The following is a 24,768-nucleotide window of genomic DNA, read 5'->3' on the forward strand; positions in this document are numbered from 1 at the left end:
TGCCGCGATCGCAACGACAATGTGCCTGGTGTTCACCGTTACCCTCAAATCTACTGGCCGCCAGTTTCCGGTGGCCCCCGGCGAAACCGTGCTGGAAGCGGCGCAACGCGCGGGCGTGGCGTTGCCGTATTCCTGTCGCGCCGGTGTCTGCGGCAGCTGCAAGGCGACCCTGCTGGAAGGGCGCTGCGAGTACCCGCGCAACCCGCCACTGGCACTGAACGCCAGCGCGCTGGCCCAGCACGCGGTGCTGCTGTGCCAGGCCGTGCCGGCCAGCGACCTGCTGCTGGAGGCGCGCGAGGTCGCCTCGGTGGAGGACATCGCTCGGCGCCAGCTCGGCGTGGTGGTGGCCGACAAGTGGCGGCTGGCGGCGGACGTGACCGGCCTGCGCCTGCAGCCCGATCGCAGCGAGCGCCGGCTGCGGCGGCTGCCGGGCCAGTACCTGGACGTGTTGCTGGAGAATGGCAAACGCCGGCCGTTCTCGATTGCCAATCGCCCGCAGCCGGACGGCACGGTCGAACTGCACGTGCGCCATGTTGCCGGTGGCGGCTTCACCTCATGGGTCGACGATGGGCTCGAGGTCGGCGACCGCCTGCGCGTCGAGGGGCCGCTGGGCACCTTCGTGCCGCGCGAGGATTCCGAGCGGCCGATGATCTTCATGGCCGGCGGCACCGGCTTCGCCCCGGTCAAGGCGATCGTCGAGCACTTCATCGCGCTGGGCACGCGCCGGCGGATGCAGTTGTACTGGGGCGCACGCAGCGCGGCGGACCTGTACCTGCGCGCGCTGGCCGAACACTGGGCGCGTGAAGTGCCGAACCTCGCATTCCATGCGGTGGTGTCCGACCCGGAGCGCGCCGACGGCCTGCGCACGGGGCTGGTGCACGAAGCGGTGCTGGCGGACCAACCCGACCTGTCCGGCCACGACCTGTACATGAGCGGCCCGCCGGCGATGATCGACGCCGGGCATCAGTTGTTCCTCGACGCCGGGTTGCCGGAAGAGCGGCTGTACTACGACTCGTTCGAATACGCGCCGGACGTGCTGGCGGCGATCATCGCCGGGCGCGCCGGCATCCACGACCGCAGAGAAGTGAGTGAAGAGGAGTGAGAGAAAGCCGGCGCCGTGCACGCTTTCTCTCACTCCTCTCCACTTACTTCATGCTATTTGGAGCCCTTGGCGACCGGCAGCTGCGCCGCGTGCCATGCCAGCACGCCGCCGCCCAGCGTATAGACCTTGACGAAGCCGGCCTTGACCAGCCGCTGCGCGGCCTTCAGCGAATTGCCGCGGCCGTCCTTGTCCATCACCACCACCGGCAGCTCCTTCGCCTTGGCCAGGTCCTTGTGTTCCGGGTCGAACTGGCTCATCGCCACGTGCTTCGCGCCGGGCACGTGCATCTTCTCGAACTCGGCGATGGCCGACAGGTCGATCAGCAGCGGGCTTTCGCGGTTGATCAGCTGGGTCAGGCCGGTCGGACTCAATTCCTTGATCTTGCTGAACAGGGTGCTGAGCTGCATGACGATCAACGCCACCAGCAGGACCGCGAACAGGGCCGACAAGGCCACATGGTTGCCGATAAATTCGGGCAGCTTGTGCAGGAAATCGTTCATCGTCAATCCACTGTGCCCTGATGGCATCCGCTCGGGTGAACCGGCGATTATACGGGTATGCCGCGATCGGCGCGGGGCACCCGCCGATCGGGCTGGCGCTCAGTCCTGGGTGATGTCCGGTAGGCCGCTGGTCAGCCACCAGTGCTTGGTCTTCTCGTCGTAGTGCCAGGTCTGGTGGTCGACGATGCTGCGCTCGGACTGGGTGTGGATGTTGACCAGGCTGATCATCGCGGTCTGCTGCACGTCGAAGTCGCCGCTCGGCACCGGGCCGGCGCCGTCGTCGTATTCGCTCACCCGGACCTGCCGGTAGCGCGCCAGTTCCAGCGAACTCAGCGGATGCGCGGCGCGCACCGCGGGGTCGATGAACTGCGCAGCGCTCTGGAAATCGCCCCAGCGCAGTGCGCTGCCGTAAGCCTTGAGCGTGGTGGTCAGCGCGTCGCTGCGGGTCTTGGTGGCGCAGCCGGCCAGCAACAGCACGGACAGCATGACAAGGATGCTCAGGATGCGGCGCATGGTGGTTCCTCCCCGATGGATGCCGCTCATTCTGCCTCAAGCGGAAGCGGGCGACTCAGCCGCGGCGTTTGGCGACGAAGCGTGCGCTCAGGGTGCAGGCGGGCTTGCCGTGCTCGCCGGGCACCACGCAGTCGACACTGATGCGCGCCTTGCCGCGTGCGCCCAACGTGTTGAAGAACGTGTCCCAGCCCGCGTCCATGGCCAGCCGCGCCTCACTGCAGAAGTCCTGCCACAGCGGCGCCAGGTAGCGCACGCGGGATTCGGCCACGAACACGTCGCAGTCGTGGCCGCGCCGGCGCAGCGCCAGTTCCACCAGCGCCCAGCCGCTCAGGGTCATCAGGCTGACCAGGCTGCCGCCGAACGCGCAGCCCTTGTCGTTGACGTTCGGCGCCAGCGGCGCGCGCAGGCTCAGGCTGTCGCCATCGCAGCCGGCCAACTGCAGGTCCATCGCGTGGGCCAGCGGGATTTCGTCGCGGATGAACTGGATCAGTTGCTGCGCGTGCGGTGTTGCGTCGTCGGTCGTGCTCACGTGGTTGGGGGTCCGCGGGGAAGGGAAGACCTCCCAGTGTAGGGCCACCGTTACACTGGGGCCATGACAGTGGCCGGACGCGGTGCGCGGATGCAGCGACAATCCCCTCGGGACAAGCAGGGCTTGCACGGCCGGACCGTGGTGATCACCCGCCCGGCCGGTACCGCGTCGGCGTTGGCGCGCCGGGTGCGCGCGCTCGGCGGCGTGCCGCTGTTGCTGCCGGGCCTGGCCTTGCGCGGCGTGGCGGATGCCGCCGCCGTGCGTGCGGGCTTGCGTGCGGCGCTGACGGCTGAGCTGATCGTCTTCACCAGCCCCGCCGCGGTGCGTTACGCCGCGGCCCTGTTGCCGCTGCAGACGGCGGCGACCGTGCTGGCGGTGGGCCAGGGCACGGCGCGGGCGTTGCGCCGGCATGGCATCGCCGCGCCGCTGGCGCCGCGGCGGCAGGACAGCGAGGGCCTGCTCGAACATCCCGCGCTGCACGCGCTGCGTGGTCGCCGGGCGGCGCTGATCGGGGCGCCCGGCGGCCGCGGCGTGCTGCGCGAACAGCTCGCCGCGCGTGGCGCGCAACTGCACGAGTTGCACGTCTACCGGCGGGTGCCGCCGCGGCTGGACCGGCGCCATGTCGATGCGCTGCTGCAGTTGCCGGCCTCGGCGCAGGTGCTGCTGTCCAGCGCCGAGGCGCTGCACAACCTGCAGCAGTTGCTGCCGCCAGCGGCGTGGACGCGACTGTGCGCGGCGACCGCGGTGGTCAGCAGCGAACGGCTGGCGGCGGCGGCGCGTGCAGCGGGCTTCAGGCGCATCGTTACGGCCGCCTCGGCGTTGTCGGCGGACCTGCTGGCCGCGGCCACACCGGCGCACTGAGCGCTCTTCACGTCCGCCTGCTACGAACGCGGCCGTACGGGCTGCTAGCATGCGCGCATGAGCAACGTAGACAAGCCGAACGCGTCCACCGCGCCCGAGGGCGCCCGTCCCGATTCCGCTGCGCCCGATGCGGTGCTGATCGAACCGTCCGTGCGCGCGACCCGCACCGCGCCCACGCGGCCAGCGCCGCGTCCGCGCGGCGGCGGCAGCCTGGCGCTGGCGGTGCTGCTGGCGCTGATCGCGCTGGGCGCTTCCGGTTATATCGGCTGGCGCCAGTGGCAGCAGGAACAGGGCAGCGCCGCCGACAACCAGAGTGTCGCCAGCCTGCAGCAGCGCGTGGCCACGCTGGAAACCACGCTGACTGCCCTGAGCGACCAGCGCGGCAGCCTGAACCAGCGGCTGGACGATGCGGCCCAGGTCAACCGTTCGCTGCGCGAGGAACTGCTCGGCCAGGCCGAGCGCACGCGCCACCTCGAGGACGCGGTGGCCAAGCTCGCCGAGAAGACGCTGAGCGGCCGCGACGGCATGCTGCTGGACGAGGCCGAATCGCTGCTGCGCATGGCCGGCGAACGCTACACGCTGTTCCATGACGCGCAGGGCGCGGCCGCCGCGTATGCGCTGGCCGACCAGGCTCTGGCGGCGGTCAACGACGGCGCATTCACCGGCCTGCGCCAGAGCGTCAATGCCGAGCGCGAGGCGCTGGCCAAGAGCCAGCCGGCCAGCCAGGCCGGCGCGTTGCAGCAACTGGTGGCGCTGCGCGGCGATCTGGCCGGCCTGCCGCTGAAGCCGCTCGACAGCCATGCCGCGGAGGCCACCGATGCGTGGTCGCGCATCCGCCGCGCGCTGGCCGGCGTGGTCAGCGTGCAGCGCGACGACGGTGCGCCGCTGGCGGTCGCCGACGCACGTTTCGCGCGCGAGCTGGCCGCACTCGACCTGGCCCAGGCGCAGGCTGCATTGCTGGCCTATGACAGCAAGGGCTATGCGGCCGCGCTGCAACGGGTGGATGCCGCGCTGGCCAGCCAGTTCGATGGCCATGCGTCGGCGGTGCAGCAGGCGCGCGAGACCTTGAAGCAGCTCGCCAGCCAGTTGCCGGCGAACGCGCCGGTGCAGCTGGGCGCCGCGTTGACCGAACTGCGCAGCCTGCGCGCGGTGCATGCGCTCAGTCCTGCCCCGGCCAGTTCCGCGGCGCCGGGCGGGGCCCGGCCATGAGGCTCTGGTACGGGATCGGGTTGCTGGTGGTCGCCGCCGCGCTGGCCGCGTTCGGTTGGCACTGGGTGGCTGAGGATCCCGGCTATGTGCTGCTGCGCCTGCGCGGCTGGCGGGTGGAGACCACGGTGGTCGCGGCGCTGGTCATCCTGCTCTTGGCATGGGCGCTGCTCACCGTGTTGTGGCGGCTGGCGCGCTGGCCGTTCGGCGCGTTCTCGCGGCGGCACCGGCGGCTCAGCCGGCAGCGTCTTGGCGCCGGCCTGATCGCCCTGATGGAAGGCCGCCACGGCGACGCCGAGCGCGACCTCAACCGCGCCTCGCGACTGGACAGCCTGCGCGGCCCGGCCTTGCTGGCCTCGGCCGAGGCGGCTTCGCGCCGCGGCGAACACGGTCGCGCGCTGGAGGCGCTGGACCAGGCCGCGCAATCCGCGCCGCAAGCGGCCCGCGTGCTGCGCGCCCGCGTGCTGCGCCGCGAGGGCAAGTCGGCCGAAGCGCTGGCGCTGCTGGTGCCCGAAGCCGACAAGGGCACGCTGACCCCGGGCGGCTGGCGCGAGCTGGTGCAAGCGGCCATGGCCAACGGCGACATCCGGCGCGCCCGCGAAGCGCTGGCGCCGCTGCAGAAGAGCGGCGCGCTGGGCAACCGCGCCTATGCCGCGCTGGAAGCGCAGGTGCTGGCCGCCGCCATCCAGGCCGTCGCGGACGGCGCCAGCCTCAACGCACTGTGGTCGCAGCTGCCGAAGACGCAGCGCCGCGTGCCCGCGGTGATCGACGCCTACGCGCGCCGCGCAGCCGCGTTCGGGTTGACCCTGCCGGCGATGGACGAAGTGGAATCCGCGCTGCGCCGCGAGTGGTCGCCGCTCTTGATCGAAACCTACGGCACCCTGGCCGGCGGCGACGTCGAGGCGCGCCTGCGCCGCGCCGAAGGCTGGCTCGACGCGCATCCGAACGACGCGAACCTGCTGCTCACGCTCGGCCGCATGTGCGTGCGGCTGAAACTGTGGGGCAAGGCGCGGCAGTACCTGCAACGCTCGCTGGCGCTGGCCCCAGGCACGGCCGCATGGGAAGCCCTGGGCGACACGTTCGCCGGCCAGGGCGATGCGGAACAGGCGCAGCGCTGCTATCGCAATGCACTGGCATCCGCTCGCGGCGACGCAGTCACGCCACTGGCGCAGACGGCCAACCCCCTGCAACCCGACACGCAGCCGATCGCGATCGAGGAGCGCGACGTGCACGGCGTGCCGCGGTTGCCGGGGTGAGTGCGGCCCCAGGCATCAGCGATTTTCAGGGGAAGATTCGATGCACAAGATGATCAAGGTCATCCTGCTTACTTTGCCGATCTCAGGTTGCGCAACTTCGTCTCCTTCGCCTGATCCGATGGCGCGAAAGGTTGCAGCGTTGGTGGACCGAGCCACAAGCCCGCGCATGGAGATGGAAGCGTTCGAACAATTGGAGTCCCTGGGGTCGGATGCGGCTCCATACATCGTTCATCATCTTGGCGATATGCGGCCTTTGCCGATCAAGCAAATTGAACTCGCGAACGGATCTTCCGGTGCCTTCGAAGGAATTCGTCACTACGCGCCGGAGGTTGTCCACGACGCCCTGTCCGCAATCTTGAATCAGGTCACCGGGATGAGCTTCGAGTTTGTCTACAACGGAGCCACTTCGGAAACGCGGGAAATGGATAGGGCGCGCTGGCAGGCGTGGTGCGTCAGAGCCTATCCCGCGAAAGCCCTGGTCTGCAGCGGCGGTTAGCACCTGAAGTCATTGTCTCGGTTTCATGACCCGTCGGGGCGGGTCTTGATTTCACCGCGTGCAGGCATGGTTCGATTGGCGATCAGCCGGAGGATACAGTCCTACAACGGGGTCAGGTTGGCGTACGCCGCCACCAGCCACTTGCTGCCGGCGGCTTCGAAGTTCACCTGCAGGCGGGTATGCGCGCCGCTGCCTTCGGCGCTGATCACCACGCCTTCGCCGAAGCTGGGATGGCTGACACGTTGGCCGAGTTTCACCGGCAGCGATTCCTCCAGCGACGGCGAGACCTCGTGCGGCCGGCCGGCGTACAGCGGACGGGTGACGTGCACGCGCGGGCGTACCTCGTCGATCAGTTCGGCCGGCATCTCGCCGAGGAAGCGCGACGGCCGCGCCAGCATCTCGGCGCCGTGCATGCGGCGCGATTCGGCATGCGTGACGACGAGTTTCTCGCGGGCGCGGGTGATGCCGACGTAGGCGAGCCGGCGCTCCTCCTCCAGCCGTCCTTCGTCGTCGACCGAGCGCTGGCTGGGGAACAGGCCTTCCTCCATGCCGACCAGGAACACCACCGGGAACTCCAGTCCCTTGGCCGAGTGCAGCGTCATCAGTTGCACGCAGTCGTCCCAGGCCTCGCCCTGGTTCTCGCCCGCTTCCAGCGCGGCGTGCGACAGGAACGCGGAGAGTTCGCCGAGGCCGGCGTCGATGTCCTCGGCGGTGCGCTCGAAGCGGCTGGCCACGTTGACCAGCTCGTCCAGGTTCTCCACCCGCGATTCGGCGTTGCCGCGACTGTCCTTCTCGTAGAAGTCGCGCAGGCCGGTGTGGGTGATCGCGTGGTCGATCTGTTCGGCGAGGGTCAGTTCGCAGCTGCTCCCCTCTCCCGCCGGGAGAGGGGTTGGGGGTGAGGGTTCGGGCGGAGCGAGAGTGGTCGGCACATCCGTACCCTCGCCCCCAACCCTCTCCCGGGGGGAGAGGGGCTTGAAGGCGCGCGCCATTTCGTCGATCAGCGCGAGGAACGCCTTCACCGCGTTCTTCGCCCGCCCGGCCAGCTCGCTGCCGCTGCTCAATTCGGAGAGCGCGGCTTCCCACATCGAAGTGTTCTCGCCGCGGGCACGGCGGCGCAGCGCGTCCAGCGTGCGCTCGCCGATGCCGCGCGGCGGCGTGTTCACCGCGCGCTCGAACGCGGCGTCGTCGTGCCGGTTCGCGGTGAGCCGCAGGTAGGCCAGCGCGTCCTTGACTTCGGCCCGTTCGAAGAAACGCTGGCCGCCGTAGACGCGGTACTTGATGTTGCGCTGGACCAGCTGCTCCTCGAAGTTGCGCGACTGCGCGTTCGAGCGGTACAGGATCGCGCAATCCTTCGCCTGGCCGTGCTCGTCGATGTATTCGCGGATGCGCTCGATCACGAAGCGCGCCTCGTCCTGCTCGTTGTAGGCGGCGTACAGCGCGATGCGTTCGCCGTCCTCGCCGGCCGTCCACAGCTCCTTGCCGAGGCGGCTGCCGTTGCGCTGGATCACGCTGTTGGCGGCCTTCAGGATGGTCGAGGTGGAGCGGTAGTTCTGTTCCAGCTTGATCGTGCGCGCGCCGGGGAAGTCGCGCAGGAACTGCGCCATGTTCTCGACCTTGGCGCCGCGCCAGCCGTAGATCGACTGGTCGTCGTCGCCGACCGCGAAGACCTTCCCGGTAGCGCCGGCGAGCACGCGGATCCACGCGTACTGCAGCGTGTTGGTGTCCTGGAATTCGTCGATCAGCAGGTGCCGCCAGCGCTGCTGGTAGTGCTCCAGCACGGCCGGGTTCTTCAGCCACAGCTCGTGCGCGCGCAACAGCAGTTCGCCGAAGTCGACCAGGCCGGCGCGGCGGCAGGCGTCCTCGTAGGCCTTGTAGATGTTCACGAAGGTGTGCGTGACCGGATGGTCGCGATGCTCGATGCCGTCCGGCCGCTTGCCCTCGTCCTTCCAGTTATTGATCTGCCAGCAGGCCTGGCGCGGCGGATATTTCGCGTCGTCCAGGCCCAGCCCGGCTACCACGCGCTTGACCAGCCGCAGCTGGTCGTCCGAATCGAGGATCTGGAACGTTTCCGGCAGCCCCGCCTCGCGCCAGTGCCGGCGCAGCAGGCGATGGGCGATGCCGTGGAAGGTGCCCACGGTGAGGCCCTGGGTGCCGCCGGGGATCAGCGCTTCCAGCCGCGCGCGCATCTCGCCGGCGGCCTTGTTGGTGAAGGTGACGGCGAGGATCGCCCACGGCGGCACGCGCTCGGCCTGGGTCAGCCAGCCGATGCGGTGGGTCAGCACGCGGGTCTTGCCGGAGCCGGCGCCGGCAAGCACCAGGTAGTGGCCGGGTGGGGCGCAGACGGCTTCGCGCTGGGCTTCGTTGAGCGGGTCGATCAGGTACGAGACATCCATCGCGCCCATTGTAGTGGGCGCAGACGAAAACCGCCGCGGGAGCGGCGGTTTTCGGAGCGGCGGGTGCGGCTCAGCGCTTCTTGCTGGCGATGCCGCCGACGATCAGCAGGCCGCCGACCACGATGCCGGCGATGCCGATCCACGGGGGCACGGACTTGGTGTGGGTGGCTTCGATCTTGGCGGAACCCAGCTGGGCCAGGGTCTCGGTCTGCTTGTAGCTGCCGTTGCCTGCGACGACCCAGATGCCGGCGACCAGCAGGATGATGCCGGCGATGAAAAGTCCTGCGCGCATGGATGTTCCCCTCGGTGGATGTGGATCGAGTATGCCGGGTGCCGTCGTGCATGGAATGTACAGGCCGCGCGGGTCGCGGGCAAAAAAAGCCCCGGAGGCTAGGGGGAGCCTCCGGGGCGGGGGCAGACGCGAAGACCCAGGGGAGAGGTTCGCGCCTGTGGCGGCTCAGGGAGGTGAGCTCGCCGCGGATGCCGTTGCGTGCATCCGTAGTGTTAGTGCGTGATTTGCGGAGAAAGTTGCACGATTTCCAAAGAAATTTACAGACGATTCATTCTCATGGAAAGTTAACCACCAAGTCGTTGTTGCGCAGAGGGTATTGCCCGGCTCGCGTTCAATGCGCCTCGTCCCAGTTCGCGCCCACGCCCACATCGACCAGCAGCGGCACCGCCAGTTCCGCCGCGCCGGACATCCGTTCGACGACGGCGGCGCGCACCACATCGACCGCGTCGGCGCGCACCTCGAACACCAGTTCGTCGTGCACCTGCATCAGCATGTGGGCGTCGTCGCGGTCTTTCAGCCACGCCGCCACGGCGATCATCGCGCGCTTGATGATGTCGGCGGCGCTGCCCTGCATCGGCGCGTTCACCGCGGCGCGCTCGGCGCCCTGGCGCAGGCCCTGGTTGCGCGAGGTGAGGTTTTCCAGGTACAGCCGGCGGCCGAAGATGGTTTCCACGTAACCGTCGCGATGGGCCTGTTCGCGGGTGGCTTCCATGAACGCGTGCACGCCCGGATAGCGGGCGAAGTAGCGCGCCATGTAGTCGCCGGCTTCGCCGCGGTCGACGCCGAGCTGGCGCGCCAGGCCGAACGCGCTCATGCCGTACATCAGGCCGAAGTTGATCGCCTTGGCGGCGCGGCGCTGGTTGGCGCTGACTTCCTCGGGTTTCAGGCCGAACACTTCGGCGGCGGTGGCACGGTGGATGTCGCCGCCTTCGTGGAACGCCCTGAGCAGGCCTTCGTCACCGGACAGGTGGGCCATGATGCGCAGTTCGATCTGCGAATAGTCCGCCGCCAGCACCTGCCAACCCGGTGGCGCGATGAAGGCCTGGCGGATGCGCCGGCCTTCCTCGGTGCGTACCGGGATGTTCTGCAGGTTCGGATCGGACGAAGAGATTCGCCCGGTCGCCACCGAGCCCTGGTGGTAGCTGGTGTGCACGCGCCCGGTGCGCGGGTTGACGATGCCGGAGAGTTTGTCGGTGTAGGTGGAGCGCAGCTTGGCCAGGCCGCGGTAGTCGAGGATCAGCCGCGGCAGTTCGTGGCTGTCGGCGATCGCTTCCAGCGCTTCCTCGTTGGTCGACGGCTGGCCGGTCGGCGTCTTCAACTTCGCCTGCAGGCCGAGTTCGTCGAACAGCACCGCCTGCAGCTGCTTCGGCGAGTCGAGGTTGAACTCGCGCCCGGCCAGCGCATACGACTGCTGCTGCAGTTCCAGCATGCGCTTGCCCAGTTGCTGGCTCTGCCGGCGCAGCTCGTCGCCGTCGATCAGCACCCCGCGCTGCTCCATCGCGGCCAGCACCGGCATCAGCGGAATCTCGATGTCCTCGTAGACCCTGCGCAGGGCCGGCACGCTCTCGAGCTTGGGCCACAGCGCCAGGTGCAGGCGCAGGGTGATGTCCGAATCCTCGGCGGCGTAGCGGCAGGCGGTGTCCAGGTCCACCTGCGAAAACGAGATCTGCTTCGCGCCCTTGCCGGCGACCTGCTCGTACTTCACCGTGTCGTAGCCGAGGTACTTCTTCGCCAGCGAATCCATGTCGTGGCGCGTGGCGGTGGCGTTCCACACGTAGGATTCCAGCATCGAATCGTGCTTCAGGCCCTGCACCACGATGCCGTAGTTGGACAGGATGTTGATGTCGTATTTCGCGTGCTGGCCGAGCTTGGGCCGGGATGGATCCTCGAACACGGGCTTCAGCGCGGCGAGCACGGCGTCACGGTCGAGCTGCTTCGGTGCGCCGGGATAATCGTGGCCGAGCGGGATGTAGCAGGCCTTGTCCGGCTCCACCGCGAAGCTGATGCCGACGATGTCCGCGCGCATCGCGTCGATGCTGGTGGTTTCGGTGTCGAACGCGATCAGCTCGGCGCGGCGCAGTTTTCCCAGCCAGGCGTCGAGCTGCGCCTGCGTGGTGACCAGCTCGTATTCGCCGGCAGCGGACAGGGCGGCGTCAATGACCGCGACGGGCCCTGCCGGAACGGCCGGCTCGGCGGGGAGGGTTTCTCCCGGCTGCGGTTCCACGATTCCCGTTGCCTGCTCCGCGGCATCCAGGTCCTTCAGCGCGGCCTTGAACTCGTAGCGCGTATACAGCTCGCGCAACTGCGCGGTGTCGGCGACGCGCTGGGCCAGGTCGGTGGGGCCGAACTCCAGCGGCACGTCGGTCTTGATCGTCGCCAGCTGGCGTGACAGCGGCAGTTGCGGCAGCGCGGCGCGCAGGCTTTCGCCGATTTTGCCGCCGACCTTGTCGGCGTTCGCGATCACGCCGTCCAGCGTGGCGTACTCGGCCAGCCACTTGGCGGCGGTCTTGGGCCCGCACTTGGGCACGCCCGGGATGTTGTCGATGGCGTCGCCGGTGAGGCTGAGGAAGTCGATGATCTGCTCCGGCCACACGCCGAACTTTTCCATCACGCCGTCGCGGTCCATCACCGTGTTGCTCATGGTGTTGACCAGGGTGACGTGCGGACTCACCAGCTGCGCCATGTCCTTGTCGCCGGTGGAGACCAGCACATCGATGCCGAGTGCCTGTGCCTGCACCGCCAGCGTGCCGATCACGTCGTCGGCTTCGACGCCGGGCACGCACAGGATCGGAAAGCCGAGTGCGCCGACGATGGCCAGCATCGGCTCGACCTGCGAGCGCAGATCGTCCGGCATGGGCGGGCGGTTCGCCTTGTACTGGGCGTACAACGTGTCGCGAAAGGTCGGGCCGGGCGCATCGCCGACGAAGGCCAGGTAATCCGGCTTGGCCTTCAGCGTGGCGCGCAGCATGTTGACCACGCCGAACAGCGCGCCGGTGGGCTCGCCGCGGGCGTTGCTCAGAGGCGGCAGCGCGTGGAACGCGCGGTACAGGTAAGAGGAGCCGTCGATCAGGATGAGTTTGGGCATTCCCCATTCTCGCATGCACGGCGAAACGTCGCGCTTCACGAAAGCCCGGCAAGGGCGCTGTTATGCTGCGCTCCCCGAACGAGGTTGCCGCCATGAAAACCGCCGCCTTGCTGGTTGCCGCCAGCGTCCTGTTCACATCGAGTGTGTTGGCGCAGTCCGCCCCGTCGACGAACGTACCGCCGCCGCCCGGGATCAACGACCCGGGCGTGAAAGCAGCGGAGCTGCCGTCCAAGCCGGCGGCGAGGCGGCCTGCCCACGCCGCGCCGCACTCGTCCGCGCAGCCGCTGAACCTGAAGCCGCAGGCGCTGCCCGCGATGCACGACGAAGGCAGCGTGCAGACCAGCCGCGACCAGCCGGCGCCGGAAGTGCGGATCCGCCAGGAAGGCGACAACAGCATCCAGGAATACAGCCGCAACGGCCGCGTCTACATGGTGGTGATCACCCCGAAGAGCGGCATCGCGCAGACCTACATGGTCGATCCGCAGGGCCGGCTGGTCGACGAACACGGCATGAAGCCGGTCGGGCCGGTGATGTACAAGGTGCTGGAATGGGGCAAGAGCCGGCCACCCGCCGAGGGTTCGAGCGAAACGGCACCGGCGAGCAGCAACGGCCACTGAGCCACGTGCCGAAGCGCGTCGTCGGCACCGTACCGACGACGTCGGGCCGTATCCAGGCGGAGGGCGGCGTGATGCAACTGCGTGAAAGCTGGCTGCTGTTTGCGTTGGGTTCGGCGCTGTTCGCGGCGCTGACCGCGCTGTTCGGCAAGCTCGGCGTGGCCGGCATCAATTCCAACCTCGCCACCTTCATCCGCACCATCGTGATCCTGCTCGTCACCGCCGGCATCCTCAGCCTGCGCAACGAGTGGGCCAAGCCCATGGGGCTGCCGCTGCACAGCTGGCTGTTCCTGGTGCTGTCCGGCATCGCCACCGGACTGTCGTGGCTGTGCTACTACCGTGCGCTGCAGCTGGGGCCGGTGAGCAAGGTGGCGCCGATCGACAAGCTCAGCGTGGCGCTGGCGATCCTGCTGGGCCTGCTGTTCCTGGGCGAACAGCCGAGCTGGCCGCTGCTGGTCGGCGGCGCGCTGATCGTGGCCGGCGCGATGGTGATCGCGCTGTTCTGAACAGGCTCTAGGCCGGGTCGTCCAGTTCCGGGTAGTGGCGGAAGATGCCGCTCTCGTTGAACGGCAGCCGCCGCGGCGACGCCAGGTAGGCGGCGATGCGCGGCCGTTGCGCCACCCGTTGTTTCAGCGCATGCAGCAGCGGCAGCCCGTGCCCGAGGCGCCGCATGGCGCGCGGAAACGCGTACTCCAGCCCGCTCATCAGCTGGAACAGCGAAAGATCGACGTAGGAATGTCCGTGCACGGCATGCTGGCCGCCGCCGCGTTCCAGCACCTGCTCGAAATAGTCCAGGTACTTCGGCAGCCGCGTCCCGCGCAGGTCGGCCGCACGGCGCAGCGCTTCGACGCGCTGGTCCTCGTAGTACAGGCTGCCGGCGATCGGGTGGTGCGAGTCGTGCACCTCGGCGACGAGGTCGCTGATGGTCAGCTGCAGCTGGTGCGCGTACAAGCGCCGGCTCTCGCTCTCCGGCACCAGGCCGAGCGGCGGGCCGAGGTACTGCAGGATATTGGCGGTCTGTGCGATCAGCAGCCGGCCGGCCTTGAGGAACGGCGGCGCGAACGGCAGCGCGCCTTCGTGGACGCCATCGAGGTAACGCACGATGGCGTCGTCGCCCTGTATGCGCGCCACGTCGTCGTAGTCGGCGCCGGCATCTTCCAGCGCCAGCCGCACGAATTCGCCGCGGCCCTGGATGCCGGTCCAGTAATACAGCTCGTAATGCATGGCAGCCTCCGGATCGAAGGATGGATGCCGAGCGTGCGCCTCTGCAGGCCGGGACTCAATGCCGGAAGTGGCGCATCCCGGTGAATACCATCGCCATGTCGTGCTCGTCGGCGGCGGCGATCACTTCGGCGTCGCGCATCGAGCCACCGGGCTGGATCACCGCGCTGATGCCCGCTTCGGCGGCCGCATCGATGCCGTCGCGGAACGGGAAGAACGCATCGCTGGCCATCACCGAGCCGCGCACCTCGAGCTTCTCGTCGGCCGCCTTGATGCCGGCGATCTTCGCGCTGTAGACGCGGCTCATCTGGCCGGCGCCGATGCCGATGGTCTGGCGGTTGTGCGCGTAGACGATGGCGTTGGACTTGACGAACTTGGCCACCTTCCAGGCGAAGATCAGGTCGTGGATCTGCGCCTCGGTGGGCGCGCGGCGGGTGACCACCTTGAGGTCTTCGGCCGTGATCATGCCGGTGTCGGCGCTCTGGATCAGCAGGCCGGAGCCGACGCGCTTGGAACTGTTGCCGGGGTGCGCGGCCAGCAGGTTGCCACGCTCTGGATCGGCGCCCGCCGGCAGCGGGATCACCAGCACGCGCACGTTGCCCTTCTTCGTGAACGCCTTCAGCGCGTCGTCCGCGTAGCCCGGCGCCAGCACCACCTCGACGAACTGGCGCTCGACGATCGCGCGTGCGGTGGCGCCGTCGACCTCGCGGTTGAACGCTATGATGCCGCCGAAGGCCGAGGTGGGATCGGTCTGGAAGGCGAGGTCGTAGGCCTTGCCGATGCCGTCCAGGCTCACCGCCACGCCGCATGGGTTGGCGTGCTTGACGATCACGCAGGCCGGCTTCTTGAAGCTGCGCACGCACTCCCACGCCGCGTCGGCATCGGCGATGTTGTTGAACGACAGCTCCTTGCCCTGCAGCTGGCGGAAGGTGGCCAGCGTGCCCGGCGCCGGGTACAGGTCGCGGTAGAACGCCGCCTGCTGGTGCGGGTTCTCGCCGTAGCGCAGGTCCATCAGCTTCACGAAGCGGCCGTTGACCTGGCCCGGGAAGGTGGCGTGGCCGGCGATCGCGTCCTGCGCATCGTTGAGCTCCAGTCCGGACAGGTAGTCGCTGATCGCGCCGTCGTAGCTGGATACGTTGTTGAACGCGGCCACGGCCAGCTTGAAGCGGGTCGCGCGGGTGAGGCCGCCGTGCTGTTCGATCTCGGCCAGCGCATCGGCGTATTGGTCCGGCGAGGTGAGTACGCCGACGTCGCTCCAGTTCTTCGCCGCCGAGCGCAGCATCGCCGGGCCGCCGATGTCGATGTTCTCGATCGCCTGCTCGAGCGTGCAACCGGGTTTCGCCACGGTGGCTTCGAACGGATACAGGTTCAGCACCAGCAGGTCGATCGGCGCGATGCCGAGTTCGGCCATCACGGCATCGTCAGTACCGCGGCGGCCGAGCAGGCCGCCATGCACCTTCGGGTGCAGCGTCTTCACGCGGCCGTCCATGATCTCGGGAAAACCGGTGAGGTCGCTGACCTCGGTGACCGCGATGCCGGCCTCGCGCAGCGCCTTTGCGCTGCCGCCGGTGGAGAGCAGCTCGATGCCCTTGGCGGCGAGGCGCCGACCCAGATCGATCAGGCCGGCCTTGTCGGAGACGCTGAGCAGGGCACGACGGACCGGGACGAGCTGGGGAGCGGACATGAGCGGGTTTCCAGGAGGGGAAAGCCGCTTATTATAGCCGCCCGGATGGTGGGTGGCTTTCGTACGAATCCGCGGGATGGGTTACAGCAGGCCGTGCGCGGCCAGCTTCTTGCGCAAGGTGGCGCGGTTGATGCCCAGCGCGCTGGCGGCGCGGCTCTGGTTGCCGTCGTGGAAGGCCAGCACTTCGCGCAGCAGCGGTACTTCGACCTCGCGCAGCACCAGCGCATGCAGGCCCTCGGAACATTCGGTGTCGCCGATGTCGGCAAGGTAGCGGCGCACCGTGCGGGTGACACATTCGCTCAGCGCGCTTTGGCCTTGGGAGCTGGCGCCAGACGAGCCTGCGCTTTGCGACGAGGTCTGTTTTGCGGCCTCGGCGGCAGGCAGTCTTACGGCATTCACGGGCATCTTCCCTCACGTACGAAGCGACGACTGCATAGGCCGCTGCTCATGGTTATGACTGATCTTGCAGGTCGCGGCGTGTATCGCATGCCGTCCGGCATGCCAGCGCGAGGGATCGAGTCTACCCGCGCGGGCGGATAATTTTAAGTACCGCAGGCGTCGTTATTCGAAACCGATCTCGAACGCCACCGCCTTGTCGCCCGGGTCTTCCACTTCCAGCAGCAGCACGGCGCTGCCGCCCGGCGCCAGGCCATGGCGCAGGATGGTGGCGTCGTCCAGGTACTCGGCCGGCTGCAGCCGGCGCATCGCGATGCGCTGGCCCTGGGCGTTCGACAAGGTGATCGTCAGCACCGGGTAGGGCTGCGTGAACGTGGCGTCGTTGCGCACGCTGGCGCTGATCATCAGCGCGCCGGCGACGCTGGGGTGCGCCTGCACGTTGCTGGCCAGCAGGCGCAGCTGCTGCGGCGCAGAAACCAGCGGCAGCTCGCAGCCGAGCACGCCACAGCTGCCGCGCAGCCAGCCGCCCACGGCGGGGTTGCGGATCAGGTCGTCGCGCTTGGCCCAGGCCAGCTGGAGGGCGAGCAGCAGCGCGAGCAGTAGGCATGCCACGACCCACGGCCAGCGCCGTTCGCCGGACGGGCGCAGGTGCCGCCGGCGTTCGCGTCGGGCCGATCGTTCACGCGGACGGGTTTGTGGTTCGCGGGCGAAACGCGGCGCGAAGACCAGTTGCGAGAAGTCCTCGACGGCCGGCCTGGGCGCCGCCGTCGTCACCATCTCGTCGGCAACCGCCACCGCCGGCGGATCGGGCCGCGGCCGGTAGACCACCAGGTCGAGCAGTGGCGGCTCGAACGCGGGTTCGTTGACCGGCAGTTCGGCGAACGGTTCCGGCGGCAACTGCTCGGCGAGCGTGGCGAGGCTGTCGAAGCTGGCCCCGCAATGTCCGCACACGACATGGCCGTGCGCTTTCGCTAGCGTCTGCGCATCCAGCGAAAACACGGACAGGCATTCGGGACATTGTGTGTACATGCAGGCCGCTTTGAACCGGTGTCCGGCAAGCTTAGCAGGGTGATCGCGCGGGCAAGCCGATGATCCGGTGACCTCAGCTGCGGCGACGGCCGCTGATGCGCACCCAGTCCTCGCGGCTGTCCACGCGCAACTCGTCGAACCATTCGGCGTAGCGCTGCAGCAGCTCATCCTGCTGGCCGGCGAGGATGCCGGAGATCGCGAACGGCGCGCCGGGTTTCGCCGCGGCGGCGAAGGTGGGCGCCAGCTCGCCGAGCGGGCCGGCGAGGATGTTGGCGATGAATACGTCCGCCGCTTCGGCAACCACGTCTTCGGGCAGGAACAGCGCAAGCCGGCCGGCCACGTCGTTGCGTTCGGCGTTGTCGGCCGAGGCGGTGAGCGCCTGCGGGTCGTTGTCGACGCCGATGGCGCTGGCCGCGCCGAGCTTCAGCGCGGCGATCGCCAGGATGCCGGAGCCGCAGCCGTAGTCGGTGACGGTCTTGCCGGCGAGGTCGAGGCCGTCCAGCCATTCCAGGCACAGCGCGGTGGTCGGGTGGGTGCCGCTGCCGAAGGCGAGGCCGGGATCGAGGCGCACCACGACGAGCTCATCGCCGGCCGGCGGCTCGATGTTCCACGGATAGATCCACAGCCGGCGGCCGAACGGCATCGGCTTGAACTGGTCCATCCATGCGCGCTCCCAGTCCTGGTCGGCGACCTCGGCGAAGCTCAGCTGGTCGGGTTCCAGCCATGGCAGTAGCTCGCCCAGCGCGGCGCTGAGGCCGCGCCGGTCGGCGTGCTCGTCGAACAGCGCATGCAGGGTGATCGTCGGCCACAACGGCAGTTCGCCGACGCCCGGCTCGAAGATCGCCTGCTCGTCCGGCGTCTCCGCATCGGCGTCCTGCAGGGTGATAGACAGCGCGCCGAGATCGTCCAGCGCTTCCTCCGCGCCAGGCTGCTGCTCGGTGCGGACGATCAGGGAGAGTTCAAGGAATGGCATGGGCGAGGAACGAATGATGAGGAGTGAGAAGGGCGGGTGGTGGCGCGCTTACGTGCCTCTCACTGCTCTCCGCCCGTCGCCGCATTCTTTTCCTTCTGCTCGGCCATCCGCTTCTCGAGGTAGTGGATGTTCTGGCCGCCATGCTGGAAACCGGCATCGGCCATGATCCGCTGCTGCAGCGGGATGTTGCACTTGACGCCCTCGATCACCGTCTCGGCCAGGGCCAGGCGCATGCGCGCGATCGCGGTGTCGCGGTCGGGGCCGTGCACGATCAGCTTGCCGATCATCGAATCGTAGTTCGGCGGGATGCGGTAGCCGTCGTACAGGTGCGTGTCCACGCGCACGCCGGGGCCGCCGGGCGCCTCGAAGCGCTTGACCGTGCCGGGGCTGGGCATGAAGGTGTCCGGATCCTCGGCGTTGATGCGGCACTCGATCGCGTGGCCTTGCACGACGATGTCCTCCTGCCTGAGCGTGAGCTTCTCGCCGCCGGCGATCAGCAGCTGCTCGCGCACCAGGTCGACACCGGTGATCCACTCGGTCACCGGATGCTCGACCTGGATGCGGGTGTTCATCTCGATGAAGTAGAAGCGGCCGTTCTCGTACAGGAACTCGAACGTGCCGGCGCCGCGGTAGTTGATGCGCAGGCAGGCGTCGACGCAGACCTTGCCGATCGCCGCGCGCTGCTCCGGCGTGATGCCCGGCGCCGGCGCTTCCTCGACCACTTTCTGGTGGCGGCGCTGCATCGAGCAGTCGCGTTCGCCCAGGTGGATCGCGTTGCCCTGGCCATCGGCGAGCACCTGGATTTCCACGTGGCGCGGATTCTCCAGGAACTTCTCCATGTACACCTGTTCGTTGCCGAACGCGGCCTTGGCTTCGGCCTTGGTCATGGTGATCGCGTTGCCCAGGTGCGCCTCGGTGCGCACCACGCGCATGCCGCGGCCGCCGCCGCCGCCGGCGGCCTTGATGATCACCGGGTAGCCGATCTCTCGGGCGATCTTGATATTGGTGTCGACGTCCTCGCCCAGCGGGCCGCCGGAACCGGGCACGCACGGCACGCCGGCCGCCTTCATCGCGCGGATCGCCTCGACCTTGTCGCCCATCAGGCGGATCACGTCGGCGGTGGGGCCGATGAAGACGAAGCCGGACTGCTCCACCTGCTCGGCGAAGTCGGCGCGTTCGGACAGGAAGCCGTAGCCGGGGTGGATCGCCTGGGCGTCGGTGATCTCCGCCGCCGCGATGATGCGCGGGATGTTGAGATAGCTGTCGACCGACGGCCCGGGGCCGATGCAGATCGACTCGTCGGCAAGGCCGACGTGCTTCAGGTTGCGGTCCACGGTGGAGTGCACCGCCACGGTCTTGATGCCAAGGCTATGGCAGGCGCGCAATACACGCAGCGCGATTTCGCCGCGGTTGGCGATGACGACCTTCTCGAGCATCCGGGCGGCCTCAGGCAATCACGAACATGGGTTCGTCGAATTCCACCGGCTGGCCGTTCTCGACCAGGATCGCCTGCACGGTGCCGGCCACGTCGGCCTCGATCTGGTTGAACATCTTCATCGCCTCGATGATGCCCAGCGTCTCGCCGGCCTTGACCTGCTGGCCGACCTTGACGAAGGCGGGCGTGCCGGGGGTGGCCGAGGCGTAGAAGGTGCCGACCATCGGCGCCTTCACCACGTGGCCTGCCGGAAGGGCATTCGCGACAGGCGCCTCGACGGCGGCGGCCGCAGGCGCGGCAGCGACCGGTGCGGCGGCCACGGCGATCGGTGCGGCCGGTGCGGCGGCCACCGGCGCGGCGTTCTTCGGCACGCGCGACAGGCGGACGACTTCCTCGCCCTCCTTGATCTCCAGTTCGGCGAGGTTGGATTCCTCGAGCAAGTCGATCAGCTTCTTGATTTTGCGCAAATCCATCGGATCAGCCTTTGGTCAGTCATGCCACCGCTTGGGTGGCCGGGGGTGAATGGGGTGGCCGCGCGGCCGGCCGTGTCAGGGTGCGGCGCTTGCCTGCAACCGTTGCAGCGCCGCATCCAACGCGAGCCGGTAACTGTCGCCGCCGAAGCCGCAGATCACGCCGAGCGCGATGTCGGACAGGTAGGAGTGATGGCGGAACGACTCGCGGGCGAACACGTTCGACAGGTGCACCTCGATGAACGGGATCGCCGTTGCGGCGAACGCGTCGCGCAGCGCGATGCTGGTGTGGGTGAACGCGCCGGCGTTGCACAAAATCATCGCGGTGCGGTCGTCGCGGCCCTGGTGGATGCGCCCGACCAGCTCGTGCTCGGCGTTGGACTGGAACCAGACCAGCTCGTGCCCGGCCGCCTGCGCCCGCTCGGCCAGCTGCCGGTTGATGTCGGCCAGCGTCTCGCGGCCGTAGATCTGCGGCTCGCGCGCACCCAGCAGGTTGAGGTTGGGTCCATGCAGGACCAGGATCTTCGCCACGAAACCGTCCAGCCAGCGTCCGGAGGCCCCGGAACCCGGCGCAGTGTGCGCGCAGTCGGGAATCTTGTCCAGTTCGCTGCAGATCGGCGATGTTTGCCGGAGAAGCGCCGGGTTCCCGTGCGTAAGCGTATGTCGACGCTGGCTTAGCGCTGTTCGTGCCCCGGCGCCAGCCACTGTTCCAGCTGCGCCGCAGACAGCGGACCGGCATGTGTCGCCAAAATGCGCCCATCGGCACTGATCAGCACGCTATAGGGGAGAACCTGATGGATATTGCCCAGTTGCAACGAGGTGCTTGGCGGGCTCATCCGGCCGATCAAGATCGGGTAATTCACCGGATGTGCGGCCAAAAATGCCCGAACGTGAGCGGGCTCGTCCATCGCAATACCGACCACGATCGGCACATGTTCGCCGAACTTTTCCTGCGCCAAGGCCAGTACCGGCATCTCGGCCAGGCAGGGTACGCACCAGCTGGCCCAGAAATTCAGCAGCACCCGGCGGCCACGGTAGTCGCTCAACAGGTGCGGCTTGCCGTCGAGGTCGTGCAGGCTGATTGCCGGCAGGGGCTGGCCTACCAAGGGCGATTCCGCAGGTGCCGGTGGCCGGCTGCGATGCTGCGCATAGCCGCCGAGCGCCGCAGCGAGCACCGCCAGGCCGAGGATCAGCCAGTTGCTGCGGCTCAGCATCAGCGCGCCGCTTCCGTCAGCGCCTGCTCGACGATCGAGCGGGTCAGTACGGTGGACAGCTGTTTGCCGGAGCCGCCGTTCCTCGGGAACACCACGTACAGCGGCACGCCGGGCGAATGGTATTGCTGCAGGAACGCGCTGATGGCCGGGTTGACGTCGGTCCAGTCGCCCTTCATGTAGACCGCGCCGGTGCGCTGCAGCAGGTCGCGGAACGCCTGCGTGTCCAGCACCGCATGCTCGTTCGCCTTGCAGGTGACGCACCAGTCCGCGGTCATGTCGACAAAAACGGGCGTGCCGGCCGCGCGCAGTTCGGCGAGTTTTTCCGGGCTGTAGGCAACCACGCCCTCCTCGGCCGCGGCCGTGCTCGACGGCGGCGGCACGTGGGCGAGCAGGTACATCGGCACCAGGGTGGCGAGCGCCAGCACCGTTACCGCGATCTTGCTGGACGCGCCGCGCGAGCGGCTGCGCTCGAACCACCACAGCGTCATCGCCAGCAGCACCATCGCCACCAGCACCAGGCCGACCGCGTCGGCGCCGCGCTGGTTCGCCAGCACCCACACCAGCCACGCCGCGGTGAGGTACATCGGGAACGCCAGCACCTGCTTCAGCGTTTCCATCCAGCGGCCCGGCTTCGGCAGCAGGCGCGCCAGCGCCGGCACGAAACCGATCAGCAGAAACGGTAGCGCGAGGCCGACGCCCAGCGCCAGGAACACCAGCAGCGCGGACAGCATCGGCGCGGCGAACGCATACGCCAGCGCGCTGCCCATGAACGGCGCCGTGCACGGGCTGGCCACCACCACCGCCAGCACGCCGGTGAAAAAGTCGCCGGCCGGACCGGAACGGGCGGCGAGGCCGGCGCCGGTATTGCCCAGCGAGGCGCCGAACTGCACCACGCCGGACATCGACAGGCCGACCGCCAGCATCACGCAGGCCAGCGCACCGACCAGCAGCGGCTGCTGCAATTGGGTGCCCCAGCCCAACGCGTGACCGGCCGAGCGCAAGGCAAGAATGCCCAAACCCAGCGCAGCAAAACTGACCAGCACGCCGGCGGCATAGAACAAGGCATGCCGACGCGCCGTGGCGCGGCTCTCGCCGCTCTCCAGCACGCTGACCGCCTTGATCGACAGCACCGGCAGCACGCACGGCATCAGGTTCAGCACCAGGCCTCCGCCCAGCGCCAGCAGCAGCGCGGCGATCAGGCTGACCTGCAGCGGACCGCCGGCGAGATCGGCCGGCGGCAGTTCCGGTGCCACGGCACCGGACGCCACGGCGCCGCTGTCCAGGTCGATGTCCACCGCGCGCGTCATCAGCGGATAGCACAGGCCGCCGTCCTGGCAGCCCTGGAAGCTCGCCTGCAGCGCGAGCCGCTTGCGGCCGGCCAGGTCGCCTTCCACCGTCACCGGCAGCTCGACCTGGTCGAAGTACACGGTGACGTCGCCGTAGTGTGCGTCGTGGTGCGCGGTGCCGGCCGGCCAGGCGGGTTTCAGCGTGAGGCCAGCGGCATCCTTGAGCTTCAGCGTGGTCTGGTCGCGGTACAGGTAGTAACCCTTCGGCATCGTCCAGCGCAGCAGCAACTGCTGCGGACCCTGTGCCAGCGCCTCGAAGCGGAATGCCTGTTCGGCCGGCAGCGGCGCGCCGGTCGCGGCGGCGCCCGTATTGCTGCCGAGCCGGTTCAGCGCCGCGCCCAGCGCGTTGCCGGCCGTTGGCGTCGCCGCGACGCCGGCATTGGCCGGCAGCGGCAGGTCCAGCTTCTCGGTATGCGGCGGGTAGCAGATCTTCGGGTCGACCTCGTGGCAGCCCTGGTACTGCACGCTCAGCTGCAGCCGCGTGGTGCCGGCGGCGACGGTATACGGGATGCTGGCGTCGACGCCGTGGTGGTAGGTCTCCACGTCGCCGAGGTATTCGTCGTGATGCTTCTCGCCGTCGGGCAACTGCGCCTCGCCCAGGGTGACGCCGTCGCCGCCCTTGAACTTCATGCGGCCGCGGTAGAGGTAGTAGTCCGGCGCGATCGTCCAGTGCAGCTTCAGCATGCCCGGCGTGGCGGTGTCGGCGCTCAGCTTGTACGCCTCGGTCACCGGCAGCAGGTCGGCGGTGTCCTGTGCCGGCGCCGGCAGCGCGGCGGACAGCAGGATCGGCAACAGGAAGGCGAGCACGGGCAGGCGGGTGGCCAGTCGGCCGAAAGACAACGGTCGCATCACGACTCCAGCAACTTGGGGCCTGTGGGGACAGGCAGGTGGACATTATGACCCAGCGGGTGAGGGCGGGTTCGCCGGCTGCGGCCTTGTGCCTTCGCCCGGCACCCCAAACAGGGTAGGAGTTGCCGTGGCACGCCATGAGGGCCACATTCGGGCAGTTCCGTTGGTCCACTTTCCGGTAGATCCGTGGCTCCCCCGTTTTGCCGCGAAGTGGTTCTTCTGGCGCGACCGCGAAACCGCGAGCATGCGGGATCCTCACCTGCGGAGAACGTCATGCGTCGTTTCGTCGTATTGCTGCTGTTGCTGTTGTCGTGGGTATGCGCGCCATCGTGGGCCGAAACCGGCCAGCAGCGGGCGGAAGCGGCCGGTCGCGGCCTGGTGGGTTCGCCCGCGCCGCAGCTGGTGCTGAAGACGATCGACGGCGAGGTCATCGACCTGGCGGGACTGTATGGCCGCAAAGCCGTCTATCTGAAATTCTGGGCCACCTGGTGCGTGCCTTGTCGCGAACAGATGCCGCATCTGGAGCGCGTGTTCGAACGGGCCGGCCCGGATCTGGCGGTGATCGCGGTCGACGTCGGCTTCGACGACAGCGTAGACGCGGTACGCAAGTACCGTCGCGAGGTGGGACTGAAGATGCCGATCGTGTTCGATGCGGACGGCACGCTGGGCGCGGCTTTCAACCTGCGGGTGACGCCGCAGCACGTGGTGATCGGCCGTGACGGGCGCATCGCCTACGTGGGACATATGGCCGACGCGAGACTCGACGCGGCCCTGTCGGCGGCGCGCAAGGCGCCCGTCCGGCCGGTGGTCGCGGGCGCGAAGGCGCCACCGCCACCGTCACCCGTCGCCGTGGGCGGCCGTCTGCCGGCGCTGGAGCTGCCCACTCTGGACGGCGCCACGTTCCGGGTGACCGATGCCGTCGACAGGCGCCCGACCGTGCTGGTGTTCCTCTCGCCGTGGTGCGAGTCGTATCTGGCCGACAGCCGGCCAGCCCTTTCCGTCCGCTGCCGTGAGGTACGCGAACAGATGACCGCCTTGTCGGCGCGCGGGTCGGCCCACTGGATCGGCATCAGCTCGGGCCTGTGGGCCAATCGCGACGACCTGGTTCACTGGCGCGACGAGCACCGCGTCGGCATGCCGCTCGCCCTGGATGCCTCCGGCGCCCTGTTCCGCCGCTTCGGCGTGATGCGCGTGCCGACCGTGCTGGTGGCGGACGCGGATGGGCGCGTGGTGCGCCGCACCGAAGGCGCGGATGCCGGCCTCGCTGCGCAGCTGCAGGCCCTGGGAAGCGCTTCGCGTTGACG

The 24,768-nt window shown here is 68.8% G+C and carries 24 protein-coding genes; 8 read left to right on the forward strand and 16 right to left on the reverse strand.

Annotation, left to right across the window (positions count from 1 at the left end; genetic code table 11):
* The first annotated feature begins 28 nt into the window (after positions 1-28).
* Positions 29-1,102, forward strand: coding sequence for a 2Fe-2S iron-sulfur cluster-binding protein (locus KK131_RS10255; protein ID WP_345777275.1), 1,074 nt, complete (start codon positions 29-31; stop codon positions 1,100-1,102).
* A gap of 53 nt (positions 1,103-1,155) precedes the next feature.
* On the opposite strand, the gene KK131_RS10260 is transcribed toward KK131_RS10255, so the two are convergent.
* From KK131_RS10260 to KK131_RS10270, 3 genes are all read right to left on the reverse strand, one after another.
* Positions 1,156-1,602: a rhodanese-like domain-containing protein gene (locus KK131_RS10260; RefSeq protein ID WP_214556538.1), complete on the reverse strand. Its 447-nt coding sequence runs from the start codon at positions 1,600-1,602 to the stop codon at positions 1,156-1,158.
* A 99-nt stretch (positions 1,603-1,701) separates the two neighbouring features.
* Positions 1,702-2,115, reverse strand: a complete 414-nt coding sequence (locus KK131_RS10265) for a hypothetical protein (protein ID WP_214556539.1) — start codon at positions 2,113-2,115, stop codon at positions 1,702-1,704.
* Between the two features lie 55 nt (positions 2,116-2,170).
* Positions 2,171-2,644, reverse strand: coding sequence for a YiiD C-terminal domain-containing protein (locus KK131_RS10270; RefSeq protein ID WP_214556540.1), 474 nt, complete (start codon positions 2,642-2,644; stop codon positions 2,171-2,173).
* A 90-nt stretch (positions 2,645-2,734) separates the two neighbouring features.
* Here KK131_RS10270 and KK131_RS10275 point away from each other — a divergent pair, with 90 nt between their 5' ends.
* The 4 genes from KK131_RS10275 to KK131_RS10290 are packed head-to-tail and all read left to right on the forward strand — an operon-like array spanning position 2,735 to position 6,463.
* A complete protein-coding gene (locus tag KK131_RS10275) occupies positions 2,735-3,505 on the forward strand; it encodes a uroporphyrinogen-III synthase (RefSeq protein ID WP_214556541.1) in 771 nt (256 codons plus the stop codon).
* A gap of 57 nt (positions 3,506-3,562) precedes the next feature.
* Positions 3,563-4,714 carry a uroporphyrinogen-III C-methyltransferase gene (locus KK131_RS10280; RefSeq protein ID WP_214556542.1) on the forward strand — a complete coding sequence of 384 codons (1,152 nt, stop codon included), beginning with the start codon at positions 3,563-3,565 and terminating at the stop codon, positions 4,712-4,714.
* A complete protein-coding gene (locus KK131_RS10285; protein WP_214556543.1) occupies positions 4,711-5,967 on the forward strand; it encodes a heme biosynthesis HemY N-terminal domain-containing protein in 1,257 nt (418 codons plus the stop codon). Before KK131_RS10280 ends, KK131_RS10285 begins: the two co-directional genes overlap by 4 nt.
* 40 nt (positions 5,968-6,007) lie before the next feature.
* Positions 6,008-6,463 (forward strand): hypothetical protein, encoded by a 456-nt coding sequence (locus KK131_RS10290; RefSeq protein ID WP_214556544.1) that lies wholly within the window; start codon positions 6,008-6,010, stop codon positions 6,461-6,463.
* Positions 6,464-6,564: 101 nt separating this feature from the next.
* Here KK131_RS10290 and KK131_RS10295 read toward each other — a convergent pair whose 3' ends face one another.
* The 3 genes from KK131_RS10295 to polA all read right to left on the reverse strand — a co-directional run bounded on the left by KK131_RS10295 (position 6,565) and on the right by polA (position 12,233).
* Positions 6,565-8,856 (reverse strand): 3'-5' exonuclease, encoded by a 2,292-nt coding sequence (locus KK131_RS10295; RefSeq protein ID WP_214556545.1) that lies wholly within the window; start codon positions 8,854-8,856, stop codon positions 6,565-6,567.
* 70 nt (positions 8,857-8,926) lie between these two features.
* Entirely contained in the window at positions 8,927-9,148 is a 222-nt protein-coding gene (locus KK131_RS10300; RefSeq protein WP_214556546.1) for a hypothetical protein, read from the reverse strand.
* Between the two features lie 331 nt (positions 9,149-9,479).
* Positions 9,480-12,233: a DNA polymerase I gene (gene polA, locus KK131_RS10305; protein ID WP_214556547.1), complete on the reverse strand. Its 2,754-nt coding sequence runs from the start codon at positions 12,231-12,233 to the stop codon at positions 9,480-9,482.
* A 92-nt stretch (positions 12,234-12,325) separates the two neighbouring features.
* On the opposite strand from polA, the gene KK131_RS10310 reads away from it, so the two are divergent.
* Both KK131_RS10310 and KK131_RS10315 read left to right on the forward strand, forming a co-directional pair.
* On the forward strand, positions 12,326-12,850 hold the full coding sequence (locus tag KK131_RS10310; protein ID WP_214556548.1) for a DUF2782 domain-containing protein: 525 nt from the start codon (positions 12,326-12,328) through the stop codon (positions 12,848-12,850).
* Positions 12,851-12,921: 71 nt separating this feature from the next.
* The gene (locus KK131_RS10315; RefSeq protein ID WP_214556713.1) at positions 12,922-13,353 is read left to right on the forward strand and encodes an EamA family transporter; all 432 of its coding nucleotides are present in this window, start codon (positions 12,922-12,924) and stop codon (positions 13,351-13,353) included.
* A 7-nt stretch (positions 13,354-13,360) separates the two neighbouring features.
* Here the strand turns inward: KK131_RS10315 and KK131_RS10320 are convergent, their stop codons facing one another.
* The 10 genes from KK131_RS10320 to KK131_RS10365 form a co-directional block, all read right to left on the reverse strand.
* Positions 13,361-14,071, reverse strand: a complete 711-nt coding sequence (locus KK131_RS10320; protein WP_214556549.1) for a glutathione S-transferase — start codon at positions 14,069-14,071, stop codon at positions 13,361-13,363.
* 55 nt (positions 14,072-14,126) lie between these two features.
* The gene (gene purH, locus KK131_RS10325) at positions 14,127-15,752 is read right to left on the reverse strand and encodes a bifunctional phosphoribosylaminoimidazolecarboxamide formyltransferase/IMP cyclohydrolase (protein ID WP_214556550.1); all 1,626 of its coding nucleotides are present in this window, start codon (positions 15,750-15,752) and stop codon (positions 14,127-14,129) included.
* A gap of 81 nt (positions 15,753-15,833) precedes the next feature.
* Positions 15,834-16,157, reverse strand: coding sequence for a helix-turn-helix domain-containing protein (locus KK131_RS10330; protein WP_214556551.1), 324 nt, complete (start codon positions 16,155-16,157; stop codon positions 15,834-15,836).
* Positions 16,158-16,313: 156 nt separating this feature from the next.
* Complete coding sequence (locus KK131_RS10335; protein WP_214556552.1) at positions 16,314-17,177, reverse strand: zinc-ribbon and DUF3426 domain-containing protein; 864 nt, start codon at positions 17,175-17,177, stop codon at positions 16,314-16,316.
* A gap of 73 nt (positions 17,178-17,250) precedes the next feature.
* Complete coding sequence (gene prmA, locus KK131_RS10340; protein ID WP_214556553.1) at positions 17,251-18,150, reverse strand: 50S ribosomal protein L11 methyltransferase; 900 nt, start codon at positions 18,148-18,150, stop codon at positions 17,251-17,253.
* Between the two features lie 59 nt (positions 18,151-18,209).
* Positions 18,210-19,586, reverse strand: coding sequence for an acetyl-CoA carboxylase biotin carboxylase subunit (gene accC / locus KK131_RS10345; RefSeq protein ID WP_214556554.1), 1,377 nt, complete (start codon positions 19,584-19,586; stop codon positions 18,210-18,212).
* Positions 19,587-19,596: 10 nt separating this feature from the next.
* Entirely contained in the window at positions 19,597-20,058 is a 462-nt protein-coding gene (gene accB, locus KK131_RS10350) for an acetyl-CoA carboxylase biotin carboxyl carrier protein (RefSeq protein ID WP_214556555.1), read from the reverse strand.
* 75 nt (positions 20,059-20,133) lie between these two features.
* Positions 20,134-20,586 carry a type II 3-dehydroquinate dehydratase gene (gene aroQ, locus KK131_RS10355; RefSeq protein ID WP_108471692.1) on the reverse strand — a complete coding sequence of 151 codons (453 nt, stop codon included), beginning with the start codon at positions 20,584-20,586 and terminating at the stop codon, positions 20,134-20,136.
* A gap of 143 nt (positions 20,587-20,729) precedes the next feature.
* Positions 20,730-21,269: a TlpA disulfide reductase family protein gene (locus KK131_RS10360; RefSeq protein ID WP_214556556.1), complete on the reverse strand. Its 540-nt coding sequence runs from the start codon at positions 21,267-21,269 to the stop codon at positions 20,730-20,732.
* Positions 21,269-23,464, reverse strand: coding sequence for a protein-disulfide reductase DsbD (locus KK131_RS10365; protein ID WP_214556557.1), 2,196 nt, complete (start codon positions 23,462-23,464; stop codon positions 21,269-21,271). Before KK131_RS10365 ends, KK131_RS10360 begins: the two co-directional genes overlap by 1 nt.
* Positions 23,465-23,737: 273 nt before the next feature.
* Between KK131_RS10365 and KK131_RS10370 the strand changes: the two genes are divergently transcribed.
* The gene (locus tag KK131_RS10370) at positions 23,738-24,766 is read left to right on the forward strand and encodes a TlpA disulfide reductase family protein (RefSeq protein WP_214556558.1); all 1,029 of its coding nucleotides are present in this window, start codon (positions 23,738-23,740) and stop codon (positions 24,764-24,766) included.
* The last annotated feature ends 2 nt before the right edge of the window (positions 24,767-24,768 follow it).

The organism is Rhodanobacter sp. LX-99 (genome assembly GCF_018599185.1).
GTDB lineage: Bacteria > Pseudomonadota > Gammaproteobacteria > Xanthomonadales > Rhodanobacteraceae > Rhodanobacter.

Bases quoted from the DNA above. Each gene is read 5' to 3' on its own strand.
- KK131_RS10260 (WP_214556538.1), bottom strand. From the start codon at position 1,602: ATGAACGATTTCCTGCACAAGCTGCCCGAATTTATCGGCAACCATGTG.
- KK131_RS10265 (WP_214556539.1), bottom strand. From the start codon at position 2,115: ATGCGCCGCATCCTGAGCATCCTTGTCATGCTGTCCGTGCTGTTGCTG.
- KK131_RS10275 (WP_214556541.1), top strand. From the start codon at position 2,735: ATGCAGCGACAATCCCCTCGGGACAAGCAGGGCTTGCACGGCCGGACC.
- KK131_RS10280 (WP_214556542.1), top strand. From the start codon at position 3,563: ATGAGCAACGTAGACAAGCCGAACGCGTCCACCGCGCCCGAGGGCGCC.
- KK131_RS10285 (WP_214556543.1), top strand. From the start codon at position 4,711: ATGAGGCTCTGGTACGGGATCGGGTTGCTGGTGGTCGCCGCCGCGCTG.
- KK131_RS10290 (WP_214556544.1), top strand. From the start codon at position 6,008: ATGCACAAGATGATCAAGGTCATCCTGCTTACTTTGCCGATCTCAGGT.
- KK131_RS10295 (WP_214556545.1), bottom strand. From the start codon at position 8,856: ATGGATGTCTCGTACCTGATCGACCCGCTCAACGAAGCCCAGCGCGAA.
- KK131_RS10300 (WP_214556546.1), bottom strand. From the start codon at position 9,148: ATGCGCGCAGGACTTTTCATCGCCGGCATCATCCTGCTGGTCGCCGGC.
- polA (WP_214556547.1), bottom strand. From the start codon at position 12,233: ATGCCCAAACTCATCCTGATCGACGGCTCCTCTTACCTGTACCGCGCG.
- KK131_RS10310 (WP_214556548.1), top strand. From the start codon at position 12,326: ATGAAAACCGCCGCCTTGCTGGTTGCCGCCAGCGTCCTGTTCACATCG.
- KK131_RS10315 (WP_214556713.1), top strand. From the start codon at position 12,922: ATGCAACTGCGTGAAAGCTGGCTGCTGTTTGCGTTGGGTTCGGCGCTG.
- KK131_RS10320 (WP_214556549.1), bottom strand. From the start codon at position 14,071: ATGCATTACGAGCTGTATTACTGGACCGGCATCCAGGGCCGCGGCGAA.
- purH (WP_214556550.1), bottom strand. From the start codon at position 15,752: ATGTCCGCTCCCCAGCTCGTCCCGGTCCGTCGTGCCCTGCTCAGCGTC.
- KK131_RS10330 (WP_214556551.1), bottom strand. From the start codon at position 16,157: ATGCCCGTGAATGCCGTAAGACTGCCTGCCGCCGAGGCCGCAAAACAG.
- KK131_RS10335 (WP_214556552.1), bottom strand. From the start codon at position 17,177: ATGTACACACAATGTCCCGAATGCCTGTCCGTGTTTTCGCTGGATGCG.
- prmA (WP_214556553.1), bottom strand. From the start codon at position 18,150: ATGCCATTCCTTGAACTCTCCCTGATCGTCCGCACCGAGCAGCAGCCT.
- accC (WP_214556554.1), bottom strand. From the start codon at position 19,586: ATGCTCGAGAAGGTCGTCATCGCCAACCGCGGCGAAATCGCGCTGCGT.
- accB (WP_214556555.1), bottom strand. From the start codon at position 20,058: ATGGATTTGCGCAAAATCAAGAAGCTGATCGACTTGCTCGAGGAATCC.
- KK131_RS10360 (WP_214556556.1), bottom strand. From the start codon at position 21,269: ATGCTGAGCCGCAGCAACTGGCTGATCCTCGGCCTGGCGGTGCTCGCT.
- KK131_RS10365 (WP_214556557.1), bottom strand. From the start codon at position 23,464: ATGCGACCGTTGTCTTTCGGCCGACTGGCCACCCGCCTGCCCGTGCTC.
- KK131_RS10370 (WP_214556558.1), top strand. From the start codon at position 23,738: ATGCGTCGTTTCGTCGTATTGCTGCTGTTGCTGTTGTCGTGGGTATGC.